11 protein-coding genes and 1 pseudogene are annotated in these 13,222 nt (G+C 70.0%); 6 read left to right on the top strand and 6 right to left on the bottom strand.

From position 1 onward, the window contains the following. Nucleotides 1-56 precede the first annotated feature (56 nt). Complete coding sequence (locus R2B38_RS29910; protein ID WP_318019002.1) at nt 57-983, bottom strand: proline dehydrogenase family protein; 927 nt, start codon at nt 981-983, stop codon at nt 57-59. Nucleotides 984-1,127: 144 nt separating this feature from the next. On the opposite strand from R2B38_RS29910, the gene R2B38_RS29905 reads away from it, so the two are divergent. The 5 genes and pseudogenes from R2B38_RS29905 to R2B38_RS29885 all read left to right on the top strand — a co-directional run bounded on the left by R2B38_RS29905 (nt 1,128) and on the right by R2B38_RS29885 (nt 5,334). Continuing rightward, the gene (locus R2B38_RS29905) at nt 1,128-2,540 is read left to right on the top strand and encodes a PucR family transcriptional regulator (protein WP_318019001.1); all 1,413 of its coding nucleotides are present in this window, start codon (nt 1,128-1,130) and stop codon (nt 2,538-2,540) included. A gap of 14 nt (nt 2,541-2,554) precedes the next feature. Next, complete coding sequence (locus tag R2B38_RS29900; RefSeq protein ID WP_318019000.1) at nt 2,555-2,779, top strand: hypothetical protein; 225 nt, start codon at nt 2,555-2,557, stop codon at nt 2,777-2,779. A 60-nt stretch (nt 2,780-2,839) separates the two neighbouring features. Then, nucleotides 2,840-3,253, top strand: a pseudogene (locus R2B38_RS29895) (HAD family hydrolase); the annotation flags it as partial. 72 nt (nt 3,254-3,325) lie between these two features. Further along, nucleotides 3,326-4,012, top strand: coding sequence for a Type 1 glutamine amidotransferase-like domain-containing protein (locus tag R2B38_RS29890; protein WP_318018999.1), 687 nt, complete (start codon nt 3,326-3,328; stop codon nt 4,010-4,012). A 62-nt stretch (nt 4,013-4,074) separates the two neighbouring features. Further along, nucleotides 4,075-5,334 carry an MFS transporter gene (locus R2B38_RS29885; protein ID WP_318018998.1) on the top strand — a complete coding sequence of 420 codons (1,260 nt, stop codon included), beginning with the start codon at nt 4,075-4,077 and terminating at the stop codon, nt 5,332-5,334. On the opposite strand, the gene R2B38_RS29880 is transcribed toward R2B38_RS29885, so the two are convergent. Beyond that, complete coding sequence (locus R2B38_RS29880; protein ID WP_318018997.1) at nt 5,285-5,878, bottom strand: TetR/AcrR family transcriptional regulator; 594 nt, start codon at nt 5,876-5,878, stop codon at nt 5,285-5,287. The genes R2B38_RS29885 and R2B38_RS29880 overlap by 50 nt on opposite strands. Nucleotides 5,879-5,975: 97 nt before the next feature. Here R2B38_RS29880 and R2B38_RS29875 point away from each other — a divergent pair, with 97 nt between their 5' ends. Further along, nucleotides 5,976-7,526 (top strand): MFS transporter, encoded by a 1,551-nt coding sequence (locus tag R2B38_RS29875; protein ID WP_318018996.1) that lies wholly within the window; start codon nt 5,976-5,978, stop codon nt 7,524-7,526. A gap of 121 nt (nt 7,527-7,647) precedes the next feature. On the opposite strand, the gene serA is transcribed toward R2B38_RS29875, so the two are convergent. The 4 genes from serA to R2B38_RS29855 form a co-directional block, all read right to left on the bottom strand. Continuing rightward, on the bottom strand, nt 7,648-9,237 hold the full coding sequence (gene serA, locus R2B38_RS29870) for a phosphoglycerate dehydrogenase (protein WP_318018995.1): 1,590 nt from the start codon (nt 9,235-9,237) through the stop codon (nt 7,648-7,650). A 407-nt stretch (nt 9,238-9,644) separates the two neighbouring features. Then, nucleotides 9,645-10,643, bottom strand: a complete 999-nt coding sequence (gene ilvC, locus R2B38_RS29865; RefSeq protein ID WP_019058578.1) for a ketol-acid reductoisomerase — start codon at nt 10,641-10,643, stop codon at nt 9,645-9,647. 111 nt (nt 10,644-10,754) lie between these two features. Next, nucleotides 10,755-11,282, bottom strand: a complete 528-nt coding sequence (gene ilvN / locus R2B38_RS29860; protein ID WP_033282732.1) for an acetolactate synthase small subunit — start codon at nt 11,280-11,282, stop codon at nt 10,755-10,757. Nucleotides 11,283-11,302: 20 nt separating this feature from the next. After that, the gene (locus R2B38_RS29855) at nt 11,303-13,150 is read right to left on the bottom strand and encodes an acetolactate synthase large subunit (protein WP_318021828.1); all 1,848 of its coding nucleotides are present in this window, start codon (nt 13,148-13,150) and stop codon (nt 11,303-11,305) included. Nucleotides 13,151-13,222: the final 72 nt, after the last annotated feature.

Raw genomic sequence — 13,222 nt, 5'->3', positions numbered from 1 at the left:
CCTCGGTCGGCCTTGGTCGGCCTTGGTCGGCCTTGGTCGGCCTTGGTCGGCCTCGGTCAGCCCTTAGTGAGGGTCGAGCGTGCGAAGAAGAGGAGGTTGGCCGGCTTCTCGGCGAGGCGCCGCATGAAGTATCCGTACCAGTCGGTGCCGTAGGCGGTGTAGACGCGCATGCGGTGACCCTCGGCGGCGAGCCGCAGGTGCTCGTCACTCCTGATCCCGTAGAGCATCTGGAACTCGTACTCGTCCAGCTTGCGCCCGGCCCGCCGGGCGAGTTCCTGGCCGATGGAGATGAGGCGCGGGTCGTGGGAGCCGATCATCGGGTACCCCTCGCCCTCCATCAGGATGCGCAGGATGCGGACGTACGCCTTGTCGATCTCGTGTTTCTGCTGGTAGGCGACCTCGGCGGGCTCCTTGTACGCGCCCTTCACGAGGCGGACGCGGCTGCCGGCCTCGGCGAGGCGGCGGGCGTCGGACTCGGTGCGGAAGAGGTAGGCCTGGATGACGCAGCCGGTCTGCGGGAAGTCCTTCCGCAGCTCCTCGTGGATCGCGAACATCGAGTCGAGGGTGGTGTGGTCCTCGGCGTCGAGCGTGACGGTCGTGCCGATCGCGGCGGCGGCCTCGACGACCGGCCGGACGTTCGCGAGGGCCAGCTCATGACCGCCGTCCAGCGCCTGCCCGAACATGGACAGCTTGATGGACATCTCGGCCCGGGTGCCCAGCTCCAACTCCTTGAGCCGGTCGACGAGTTGGAGATACGCGTCGCGGGCGGCGGCGGCCTGCTCAGGGGTGGTGATGTCCTCGCCGACGACGTCCATCGTCAGCTCAAGACCCTTGGCGGTGAGGTCCTGGACGATCGGCACGATCTCGTCCACGGTCTCACCGGGGATGAAGCGGTCGACGACCTGCTTGGTCACCGGCGCCGCCGAGATCAGCCGACGCATCTGATCGCTGCGCGAGGCGGCGAGAATCACGGGACCCAGCACGGGGGTACCTCCAAGCAGTCGGACATACGGGCAACCACCGTGAAACCTAGGGTCGTCTCCGATCGTCGGCCATCGACAGCTGTCACGCATCCGTGCCGCAGATCTCAGACAGATGTATGAAGGCGGCACGGATGCGGCGCGGGAATGCGGGAGAATGCCCGGGTGACAACCGATTCCACCGGCGACTACCAGGAACTGGTCGACGAGATCTCGGAGCTCCTCGGCGCCCCCGCGACCCTGGAGAACCGCGACTTCGAACTGATCGCCTTCGGGGCCTACGACGGTGAGGGCGACCTCGATCCATCGGCCCTGGACCCGGTCCGCACCCGCTCGATCCTGACCCGGCGCTCCACGGCGGCGATCCGCACGTGGTTCGAGGGCTTCGGCATCACGCGGGCGACCGGCCCGGTCCGGATTCCACCCACCCCCGAGGCGGGCGTCTACCGCGGCCGTATCTGCCTCCCTGTACGCCATCGGGGTGTCGTCCTCGGCTACGTCTGGCTCCTGGACGACGACGATCCGGGCCCGTCCGCTCCGCAGTTGGACGCGGCGATGAAGGTCGCGGCCCGTATCGGCGCACTCCTCGCGGACGAGGCCCAGGCGGGCGCGGACCTGACGCGCGAGCTCCGCGCGGTGCTGACCGCCGACCGCGGCTGGCAGCGGGACATGGCGGTGGCGGCCCTTCGCACGGCCCTCGGCCCGCGCGGCGACGGCCCGCACGCGGTGGTCTGCGTCGCGCCGTGGCCGTCCGCCGACCCGGACGACGCCCCCTCCGCCCGTACGGTCCCGCACGCGACGGCGCTGTGCACGGTGCCGTGGGGTGCGGCGGAGCAGCAGTGCCTGGCGGTGCTGGTACGGCTGCGGTCGACGGACGTACCGACTCCGGCGGCGAGCGCGGCGACGCGGGTACTGGGGGATGTGCGGGGGCCCGGGGCGAGTGCGGCGGCGCAGGTGACGGGGAATGTGCGGGGGCCCGAGGCAGGGGCGGCTTCCCGGCCCCCCGGGCACGGCCGGATCGCGGGGACCGGCGGAACGTCGCAACCGTCTTCCGCCGGAGGCACTCCCACCGCGAACACCACCTCACGACCGCCGGCAGACGGCCGGACTCCTCCGGCGAGCAGCGCCTCACGACCGCCGCGCGAGACCACCCCGGTCGCCGGTATCGGCACCCCCCGCATCGGCCTCACCGACCTGGGCACCGCCTGGCAGGAAGCCACGGCGGCGTGCCGCGCCGCCCTCGCGGAACCCCGCTTCGCCCCCGTCGCCGACTGGTCCCGCATCGGCCCGTACCGCCTCCTGACCGCCCTCTCCCCGGAGTCCCCGCACGACCCCGCCGTAGCCCCCCTCCTCTCCCCCGCCCACCACGAACTCGCCCGCACCGCCGAGGTGTTCCTCGACTGCGCGGGCCAAGCGGGGCGCGCGGCGGCCGAGTTGGGGATCCACCGGCAGACGCTGTACTACCGGCTGTCGCGGGTGGAGCAGCTGACGGGTCTCGACCTGGACGACGGGGAGGACCGGCTGTTGCTGCACATGGCGCTCAAGTCGGCCCGCCTATAGGCACGTTCGCGGGCATGACGGCGGACATGGCGCCCGGTGATCTACTTCTCGGCATGCCCCTGCTGATGCTCGACCTGGACAACACCCTGGTCGACCGCGACGCCGCGTTCCGGGATGCGGGCACCGACTTCCTGGCCGCGCACGGTCTGCCGCCGGACGACCTCGCCTGGCTGATGTCGGCCGACGCGAGCGGCTACACGCCGAGGCGGACGGTCGCCGAGGCCATGACCGAGCGCTAGGGCGGGACGGTCACCGGCGATGCCGTACGGACGTTCCTCGACCGGGGCGCCGCCGACCGCGTCACCCTGGCCGTGCCGACGCGCGACGCCCTCGCGAAGGCCGTCGCCGCGGGCTGGACATGCGTGATCGTCACCAACGGCCGTGTCGCACAACAGGAGTTGAAGATCCGGCGCACCGGGCTCGACGCGATCGTCCACGGCTGGGTGATCTCCGAGTCCGTCGGCCGCAAGAAGCCCGCACCGGAGATCTTCCACGCGGCGGCCACGAAGGCCGGGGCCTCCCTCCACTCGTCCTGGGTCGTCGGCGACTCGGCCCACGCCGACATCCGGGGCGCGGCGGGCATCGGCGTACGCAGTGTGTGGGTGTCGAACGGCCGCGCATGGACCGAGCCGGTGTTCCGCCCCACGCACATCGCCGTCGACGCCGCGTCCGCGATCCATCACGTCATCGGCGCCCCGGTAACAGCCCACTGAACAAGGGCAGTTGGGCCTGGCGATGCTAACGTCTCCCGACCAACTCCCTTGCGCGATCAGTGTGGAGGCGTGATGAAGCTTCTCCTCACCGACTCCGGCGTCAGGAACCCGAGCATCCTGGCGGCACTGGTCGACCTCCTGGGCAAACCGATCGCCGAGGCGAGCGCGCTCTGCGTCCCCACCGCCGGGTACGGCGGCCCGTACGGCGACCCGGGCGGCCCATGGCGTTTCATCAGCGGCCAATCCCCCAGCCCCATGACCGAGTTGGGCTGGAAGTCGGTGGGCGTGCTGGAGCTCACCGCACTGCCCGGCATCGAAAAGGAACGCTGGGGCTCCTGGGTCCGCGAGGCGGACGCCCTCCTGGTGAACGGCGGCGACGCGCTGTACCTGTGCCACTGGATGCGCGAGTCCGGCCTGGCCGACCTCCTCCCGTCCCTGCACGACACGGTCTACGTCGGGCTCAGCGCCGGAAGCATGGCTCTGACTCCCCGCATCGGCGAGCCCTTCGCCGACTGGAAGCCGCCCACCGGTGACAACAGCGCGCTGGGAGTCGTCGATTTCTCCCTCTTCCCGCACCTCGACAGCCCGGGCCGCCCGGAGAACACCATGGCGGAGGCGGAACGTTGGGCCGCCAGGACGACGGGTCCGGCGTACGCCATCGACGCCCAGACCGCGATCAAGGTGACCGACGGTGGTGGTGTCGAGGTCGTGTCCGAGGGGCACTGGAGGCTGTTCAACACGGCGACTCCACGTGACTGACCGGTCCAGTGGCCCGGAATTGGCACTGACCGACGCCCCGGCCGGACCCTAGTGTCGACGTCATGACGACCGGCCCGCCCCCCGACCGCCCGACCCCCACCACTCCCAACTCCCCTTCCTCCGCAGCCACTTCGGACGCACGGGCAACGCTCCTCACCCGCCCCCTCCTCCTCCGCTTCGTCAGCATGGTCGGGGCCAGTCTCAGTTTCTTCCTGCTGCTGTCGGTCGTACCGGCGTATGCGGCCGAGCGGGGCGGCGGGGGTGCGGCCGGGCTCGCAACGGGGTCGTTGATGCTGGCGACCGTGCTCGGGGAACTGGGCACGCCTCGGATCGTCGGCCGCTTCGGGTACCGGCTGACCCTGATCGCCGGGCTGTTCCTGCTCGGGGCACCGGCGTTGGTGCTGACCGTCTCCGGGCAGGCTGCCTGGATCGCGGCCGTGTGCTTCGTGCGCGGGATCGGTTTCGCGCTGACGATCGTCGCCGGCGGTGCCCTCACCGCGTCGCTGATCCCGGACCAACGCCGGGGCGAGGGGCTCGCGTTGGTGGGTGTGGTGTCCGGGGTGCCGTCGCTGGTGGCGCTGCCGCTGGGGCTGTGGCTGGCCGGGCGCGTGGGCTACGGGCCGGTCGCCGTCACCGGTGGCCTCGCCGCGCTGGCCGCGATCGGCTTCGTACTCGGACTGCCGGACCGGGCGGACCGGGCGGAGCGCGAAGAGCAACCACTGGGCGTCGTACGGGGGTTGCGCACCGGCGCGCTGCTCCGGCCGGTCCTCGTCTTCGCGGCCACCGCCACCGCCGCCGGCATCGTGGTGACCTTCCTGCCGCTGGCCCTGCCGTCGGCGTCGGCCGGGGTCGTCGCGGCCGCCCTGTTCGTGCAGACCGCGGCCTCGACCCTGACCCGCTGGCTCGCGGGCCGCCACGGCGACCGGCACGGCAGCGCGCGGCTCGTCCTGCCCGGCCTGCTTCTGTCGGCGGCCGGTGTCCTCGTCATCGCCCCAACTACCGACCTGGTAGCGGTCGTCGCGGGCACCGCCCTCTTCGGCGCCGGCTTCGGCATCACCCAGAACGCCACCCTGGCCCTGATGTACACCCGCGTCTCCGCCGCCTCGTACGGCACGGTCAGCGCCCTGTGGAACCTGGCCTACGACGGCGGAATGGGCGTGGGCGCGGCGGGCTTCGGCGTCGCGGCGGGCCTGACGGGTTACCCGTGGGCCTTCACGCTGACCGCGCTGCTCATGCTGGGCGCGGTGGCACCGGCGCTGCGCGACCGCCGGGTCACTCCGCCCTCCGCACACCCTCCAGCACCCGGCGGAGACCCTCGGTGAGCTGGTCGGCGGTGGTCGCCGTCTCCGGGTTGAAGATCCACTGCACCATGAGCCCCTGGAGCAGGGTCTGGTAGAGGCGGCCTTCGCTGTCGGCGGTCTCCTTGGTCTGCTCCTCCTCGGGGATGCCGTTGAACAGGGGCAGGAGCCCGAACCGCCCCTGTTCCTCGGCCGCGACGAGCATCCGGTGCACCTCCGGCATCCGGTCCCCCTGAAGGATGAGTTCGAAGCTCACCAGCCAGATCGCCCGTGATTCGGGTAGCGCTTTGATGATGTTCTGCCACACCTCCAGGAAGCGCTCGATCGAACCCGGCGTCGTGTCCGTCGTCCCGCTCGTCCCCCACCCCGGTTCGAACCGGTGTCCCGTGGCCTCGACCAGCGAGACGTACGCCTGCACCAGCAGCGCGTCCTTCGAACCGTAGTGGTAGCCGATCGAGGCGAGGTTCGTCCCCGACTCCTTGACGATGTCCCGCGCGGTCGTACGCAGGAAGCCCTTCTCCAGCAGGCAGCGCTTCGCGCCTTCGAGCAGATCCTCGCGGTGTCCCATGCCCTCACCGTACCGCCAGCGCCATACAACCGTCCTAGACGGATGACTTATACAATCGTTCTAGACAGCCGTTTAAGACGCGCGTACATTCACTGTCATGACGAACCCGACGCACTCACCGAACCCCCCGAGCACCCCCAACTCCCGTGCGGGACGCCGTGAATGGACCGCACTCGGCGTCCTGATGCTGCCGCTCCTGCTGGTCTCGATGGACGTCTCCGTCCTCTACTTCGCCATCCCGGCGATCAGCGCGGACCTGGAGCCCAGCGGCACCCAGCAGCTGTGGATCTTCGACATCTACGCCTTCGTCCTGGCCGGCCTGCTGATGACGATGGGCTCGCTCGGCGACCGCGTCGGCTACCGCCGGCTCCTCCTGATCGGCGCCGCCGCCTTCGGTACCGCCTCCGTCATCGCGGCCTACGCGGACAGCCCCGGGACCCTCATCGCCGCCCGCGCGGCCCTCGGCATCGGCGGCGCGACCCTGATGCCCTCGACGATGGCGCTGCTGCGCACGATGTTCACCGACCCCGGCCAGCGCGCGAAGGCGATCGGTCTGTGGTCCGGCGTGATGACCGCGGGCGTCGCCCTCGGCTCGGTGCTCAGCGGTGTCCTCGTCCAGTACTTCTGGTGGGGCTCGGTCTTCCTGGTCAACCTCCCGGCGATGGCACTGCTCCTGCTCATCGGCCCGTTCCTGCTCCCCGAGTCCAAGAACCCCGCCCCCGGCCGCTTCGACTGGCCGAGCGTCCCGCTGTCGATGGCCGGCGTCCTGCCCGTGATCTACGGCCTGAAGGAGATCCCCTCCGAGGGCTGGCACGTCCAGTACGTCGTCTCGATCACCGTCGGCCTGCTCTTCGCCGCCCTCTTCGTCCACCGCCAGCGCACCACCGCCTCCCCGATGATCGACCCCGCCCTCTTCCGCAGCCGCGGCTTCGGCCCGTCCGTCGTGCTGAACCTGGTCTCCACCTTCGGGATCATGGGCTCGGCCTTCTTCACCACGCAGTACCTGCAGTCGGTGCTCGGCAAGAGCTCGATGGAGGCGGCCCTGTGGGCGCTGCTCCCCTCGGTCCTGGTCGGCGTGGCGGCCCCGGTGGCAACGACCCTCGTCCAGAAGGGAGTTGACCGCGCCCACGTCGTCGCGGCCGGCTTCGCCCTGGCCTCCGGCGGCTACGGCCTGCTGGCCCTGGCCGGCACCGACTCCCTCTGGCTGGTCCTGGCCGCCGCCGGTGTCCTCGCCTCCGGGATCGTCATGGTGATGTCCCAGATCATGGACCTCGCGATGGGCAGCGCCCCGGTGGAGAAGGCGGGCGTCGCGTCCTCCCTGATGGAGACGGGCGCGGAGTTCGGCGGCGCCCTCGGCATGGCGGTCCTGGGCTCCATCGGTACGGCGATCTACCGCCACGGCATCCCGGCCTCGGCCCCCGCCCCGGCCCACGAGACCCTCGGCGGCGCGCTGGCCGTCGCCCACCAGTTGCCAGGGCGCACGGGAGACGCCCTGATCGCGACAGCCCGCGAGGCCTTCACTGACGGCATGCACGGCGCGGCGATCGCCGGGGCGGTGCTGCTCCTGGGGGCGGCGTTCGCGGCGGCGCGGACCCTGCGGGGGATTCACGTGCAGGCCGAGGTGAGCAAGGAGAAGGTCTCGGCTTGAGGGGACCCAGGTGCACAAAAAACGCCGGACGGGCTGGTCACCCAGCCCGTCCGGCGTTTGAGGACGAGGCCCCTTCAGGGCCGACGGGGGTCTGGGGGCGCAGCCCCCAGGAACGCCCGCCTCAGACCAGGTTCACCGAGCGAGCCGACGTCGCCCCGATCTCCTCGGCCACCTCCGCCAGCACGTTCGCGGCAACCGTGTCGTCGACCGTCAGCACGGCCAACGCCTCGCCGCCCGCGACCGACCGCGACACCTGCATCCCGGCGATGTTGATTCCGGCCTCGCCGAAGACCCGGCCGACCGTACCGACAACCCCGGGACGGTCCTCGTACCGCAGCACCACCATGTGGTCGGCGAGCGCGAGGTCGACGTCGTAGTCGCCGACCGCCACGATCTTCTGCAGGTTCTTCGGACCGGCGAGCGTCCCGGAGACCGAGACCTCCTCGCCACTCCCCAGCGTGCCCCGCACGGTGACGACGTTGCGGTGGTCGGCGGACTCCGAGCTGGTGGTCAGCCGCACCTCGACACCCCGCTCCTGCGCGAACAGCGGAGCGTTGACGTACGACACGGTCTCGGCGACGACGTCCTCGAACACGCCCTTGAGCGCGGAGAGTTCGAGCACCTTGACGTCGTGCTGGGTGATCTCGCCGTAGACCTCGACATCGAGGCGGACCGCGACCTCGCCCGCGAGCGCGGTGAAGATGCGGCCGAGCTTCTCGGCCAGCGGCAGGCCCGGCTTGACGTCCTCGGCGATGACGCCGCCCTGGACGTTCACCGCGTCGGGGACGAGCTCACCGGCGAGGGCGAGGCGCACCGACTTGGCGACCGAGACACCGGCCTTCTCCTGGGCCTCGTCCGTGGAGGCGCCGAGGTGCGGGGTGGAGACGACCTGGTCGAACTCGAACAGCGGGGAGTCCGTGCAGGGCTCCTTCGCGTACACGTCGAGGCCGGCACCGGCGACGCGGCCCTCCTTGAGCGCGGAGTACAGCGCCGCCTCGTCGACGATCCCGCCGCGTGCGGCGTTGACGATGCGCACGGTCGGCTTGACCTTGCGCAGCGCCTCGTCGCCGATCAGACCGACCGTCTCCGGGGTCTTGGGCAGGTGCACGGTGATGAAGTCGGAGACTTCGAGCAGTTCGTCCAGCGACAGGATCTTGACGCCCATCTGGGCGGCGCGCGCGGGCTGGATGTAGGGGTCGTAGGCGACGACCTTCATCCCGAACGCGGACATGCGCTGCGCGACGAGGGCACCGATACGGCCCAGACCCACAACACCCAGGGTCTTCTCGGCCAGTTCGACGCCCGTGTACTTGCTGCGCTTCCACTCGCCGTTCTTCAGCGCGGCGTTGGCCTGCGGGATGTGGCGTGCGGTCGCCAGCAGCAGACCGCAGGCCAGCTCGGCGGCGGTGACGATGTTCGAGGTGGGGGCGTTGACGACCATCACGCCGGCCTTGGTGGCGGCGGAGACGTCGACGTTGTCGAGGCCGACGCCGGCTCGTGCGACGACCTTCAACTTCCGTGCGGCGGCGACCGCTTCGGCGTCGACCTTGGTGGCCGAGCGGATCAGGATCGCGTCGACGTCGGCGATCGCGGGGAGCAGCTCGCCCCGGTCGGCGCCGTTGCAGTGCCGGATCTCGAAGTCCGGGCCGAGGGCGTCCACCGTCGCGGGCGACAGCTCTTCAGCGATGAGTACGACAGGTTTCGAGCTCACGTGAGTCCTCACAAGTCCATTGCGTGCGGACGGCCGTCCCGACGGCCGCAGGCGGTGGAGGCAGCGGCGCCGGGGAATGTCGGGTGCGCTCCCGCGTCGTTCGGTGCGTGCTCTCGGTGTGCCGGACGAAGGTTCTCGTAGCGGAGCTACTAGGGCCTTCGGCCGGTGCGGCGAGAGTGCGTGCCGGGCGGCGCGGGGGTGTGCCTGCCATTCCTCGGTGTCGCTATGGGGCCGCGTGGAGACGCACGACGCTGTGGGCCTGACGCGTATGTAGTACGGCAGTGTAGTGGCGCCCTGACAGTCGTCCTGCGCCTCTGCGGAAGGATCACCCGTCCGAGGCTGGACGGGTTGGACAAAGGGACAAAGGGGCCGGAGCGATCGCTCCGGCCCCTCGGCCTCAGGCGGCCTTACGCCTCTTCGTCGACCCAGCTCATCAGCTTGCGGAGCTGCTTGCCGGTGCTCTCCAGCAGGGAGTCGGCGTCCTTCTGCTTGTACTCGTTGTACTTCTTCAGGCCACCGTGGTACTCGGCCATCCACTCACGCGCGAACGTGCCGTCCTGGATCTCGGCGAGGACCTGCTTCATCGTGGCCTTGGTCTCGTCCGTGATGATGCGCGGGCCGGTGACGTAGTCGCCCCACTCCGCGGTCTCGGAGATCGACCAGCGCATCTTCTCCAGGCCGCCCTCGTACATGAGGTCGACGATGAGCTTCAGCTCGTGCAGGCACTCGAAGTACGCGATCTCGGGCTGGTAGCCGGCCTCGGTCAGCGTCTCGAAACCGGCCTTGACCAGCGCGGCCGTACCACCGCAGAGCACGGCCTGCTCACCGAACAGGTCGGTCTCGGTCTCCTCGGTGAAGGTCGTCTTGATGACGCCGGCGCGGGTGCCGCCGATGCCCTTCGCGTACGACAGCGCGAGCGCGAAGCCGTTGCCGGTCGCGTCCTGCTCGACGGCCGCGATACACGGAACGCCGCGGCCCTCCTCGTACTGACGGCGGACGAGGTGGCCCGGGCCCTTGGGGGCGACCATGCAGACGTCGACGCCGGCCGGGGGCTTGATGAAGTCGAAGCGGATGTTCAGGCCGTGGCCGAAGAACAGCGCGTCGCCGTCCTTGAGGTTGTCCTTGATGGACTCCTCGTAGACCTGGGCCTGGATCGGGTCCGGAACCAGGATCATGATGACGTCGGCCTCGGCGGCGGCCTCGGAGGGCGTCACCACACGGAGGCCCTGCTCCTCGGCCTTCGCCTTGGACTTGGAGCCCTCGTGCAGACCGACGCGCACGTCGACGCCGGAGTCACGGAGCGACAGCGCGTGGGCGTGGCCCTGGCTGCCGTAGCCGATGACCGCGACCTTGCGGCCCTGGATGATGGACAGGTCGGCGTCGGCGTCGTAGAACAGCTCGGCCACTTTGGGTTCTCTCCTTGGAGTGCAGGTGTTGCGTCCCACCGTATGACGGCGGTGGGAATCGAAGTTCGGGGGTCTCGGAATGCGGGCGACCGGGGCCGCCCGCAGACGGTTCTACGCGGACCGGTCGAGCGCGCGCAGCGAGCGGTCGGTGATGGAGCGGGCGCCGCGGCCGATGGCGATCGTGCCGGACTGGACCAGTTCCTTGATGCCGTACGGCTCCAGCATCTTGAGCATCGCGGACAGCTTGTCGCTGCTGCCCGTGGCCTCGATGGTGACGGCCTCCGGGGAGACGTCGACCGTCTTGGCGCGGAAGAGCTGGACGATCTCGACGATCTGGGAGCGGGTCTCGTTGTCGGCGCGGACCTTCACCAGAACGAGTTCGCGCTGAACCGCCGATCCGGCCTCCAGCTCGACGATCTTCAGCACGTTGACGAGCTTGTTGAGCTGCTTGGTGACCTGTTCGAGCGGGAGTGCCTCGATCACGTTCACCACGATCGTGATGCGGGAGATGTCGGGGTGTTCGGTGACGCCGACCGCGAGGGAGTCGATGTTGAAGCCGCGCCGGGAGAACAGGGCGGTGATCCGGGCGAGGACACCTGGCTTGTTCTCCACCAGGACGGAGAGCGTGTGCTTGGACATTTCTCTTTCGTCTCTCTCGCTCAGTCGTCTTCGTTGTCGCCGAAGTCGGGGCGGACGTCCCGGGCGAACATGACCTCGTCGTTCGAGGTGCCGGCGGCGACCATCGGCCACACCATGGCGTCCTCGTGGACGATGAAGTCGACCACGACGGGGCGGTCGTTGATCGAGTTCGCCTCCTCGATGACCTTGTCCAGGTCGTCGGGGGACTCGCAGCGGATCGCGTAACAGCCCATCGCCTCCGACAACTTGACGAAGTCGGGGATGCGCGTGCCGGCGCTCGGCTGCTTGCCGTCCGCCTCCGGGCCGCTGTGCAGCACGGTGTTGGAGTAGCGCTGGTTGTAGAACAGGGTCTGCCACTGGCGGACCATGCCGAGGGCGCCGTTGTTGATGATGGCGACCTTGATCGGGATGTTGTTCAGGGCGCAGGTGGTGAGTTCCTGGTTGGTCATCTGGAAGCAGCCGTCGCCGTCGATCGCCCAGACCGTCTGGTCCGGCGCTCCGGCCTTGGCGCCCATCGCGGCCGGGACCGCGTAGCCCATGGTCCCCGCGCCACCCGAGTTGAGCCAGGTCGCCGGCTTCTCGTACTGGATGTAGTGCGCGGCCCACATCTGGTGCTGGCCGACGCCCGCCGCGAAGATGGTGTTCTCCGGGGCGAGTTGACCGATGCGCTCGATGACCTGCTGCGGGGAGAGCGAGCCGTTGTCGGGCTGCTCGTAGCCGAGCGGGTAGGTCGCGCGCCAGCGGTTGAGGTCCTTCCACCAGGCGCTGTAGTCGCCGGTGTGACCCTCGCTGTGCTCCTTCTGGACGGCCTGGACGAGGTCGGCGATGACCTCGCGGGCGTCCCCGACGATCGGCACGTCGGCGGCGCGGTTCTTGCCGATCTCGGCCGGGTCGATGTCGGCGTGGACGATCTTCGCGTGCGGGGCGAAGCTGTCCAGCTTGCCGGTGACGCGGTCGTCGAAGCGGGCTCCGAGGGCGACGATCAGGTCGGCCTTCTGCAGCGCGGTGACGGCGGTGACCGCACCGTGCATGCCCGGCATTCCCACGTGCAGCTCGTGACTGTCGGGGAATGCGCCGAGCGCCATCAGGGTGGTGGTGACGGGCGCTCCGGTGAGTTCCGCGAGGACCTTCAGCTCGGCGGTGGCGTGTGCCTTGAGGACACCGCCGCCGACGTAGAGGACGGGTCGCTTCGCGGCGGTGATCAGCTTCGCGGCCTCGCGGATCTGCTTGGCGTGCGGCTTGGTCACCGGGCGGTAGCCGGGCAGGTCCATGACCGGCGGCCAGGAGAAGGTGGTCTTGGCCTGGAGGATGTCCTTGGGGATGTCGACCAGGACCGGGCCCGGACGGCCGGTGGAGGCGATGTGGAACGCCTGCGCGATCGCCCGGGGGATGTCCTCCGCCTTCGTGACCAGGAAGCTGTGCTTGGTGATCGGCATGGTGATGCCGACGATGTCCGCCTCCTGGAAAGCGTCCGTGCCGATCGCGGCGGACACGACCTGCCCGGTGATCGCGACCAGCGGCACGGAGTCCATGTTCGCGTCCGCGATGGGGGTGACCAGGTTGGTGGCACCGGGCCCGGATGTCGCCATGCACACCCCGACCTTGCCGGTGGCCTGCGCGTAACCGGTGGCCGCGTGGCCGGCGCCCTGCTCGTGGCGGACCAGCACGTGGCGCACCCGCGTGGAGTCCATCAGCGGGTCGTACGCCGGCAGGATGGTACCCCCGGGGATGCCGAATACCGTGTCGGCCCCGACTTCCTCAAGAGAGCGGATGAGGGACTGCGCGCCCGTGACGTGCTCGGGGGCGGACTGCTGTCCTCCGGATCGGGGCCGCGGCTGCGGATGGGCCCCGGTGGCCTGCTCGGTCATCGTCATTCTCTTCTCGATGCTGAGGGTTTTTGCGAGGTTTGTGCGGGGTTCTACTGCTGCACGACTGGATCC

It is taken from the genome of Streptomyces sp. N50, assembly GCF_033335955.1.
Classification (GTDB): Bacteria; Actinomycetota; Actinomycetes; order Streptomycetales; family Streptomycetaceae; genus Streptomyces.
Note: the sequence above shows the minus strand (reverse complement) of the source record. Positions and strands in the feature narration are given on the sequence as shown.

Excerpts from the sequence above, each read along its gene's own strand:
- R2B38_RS29905 (WP_318019001.1), top strand. The coding sequence starts at position 1,128 with ATGCGGGAGAATGCCCGGGTGACAACCGATTCCACCGGCGACTACCAG.
- R2B38_RS29900 (WP_318019000.1), top strand. The coding sequence starts at position 2,555 with ATGACGGCGGACATGGCGCCCGGTGATCTACTTCTCGGCATGCCCCTG.
- R2B38_RS29890 (WP_318018999.1), top strand. The coding sequence starts at position 3,326 with ATGAAGCTTCTCCTCACCGACTCCGGCGTCAGGAACCCGAGCATCCTG.
- R2B38_RS29885 (WP_318018998.1), top strand. The coding sequence starts at position 4,075 with ATGACGACCGGCCCGCCCCCCGACCGCCCGACCCCCACCACTCCCAAC.
- R2B38_RS29880 (WP_318018997.1), bottom strand. The coding sequence starts at position 5,878 with ATGGGACACCGCGAGGATCTGCTCGAAGGCGCGAAGCGCTGCCTGCTG.
- R2B38_RS29875 (WP_318018996.1), top strand. The coding sequence starts at position 5,976 with ATGACGAACCCGACGCACTCACCGAACCCCCCGAGCACCCCCAACTCC.
- ilvN (WP_033282732.1), bottom strand. The coding sequence starts at position 11,282 with ATGTCCAAGCACACGCTCTCCGTCCTGGTGGAGAACAAGCCAGGTGTC.
- R2B38_RS29855 (WP_318021828.1), bottom strand. The coding sequence starts at position 13,150 with ATGACCGAGCAGGCCACCGGGGCCCATCCGCAGCCGCGGCCCCGATCC.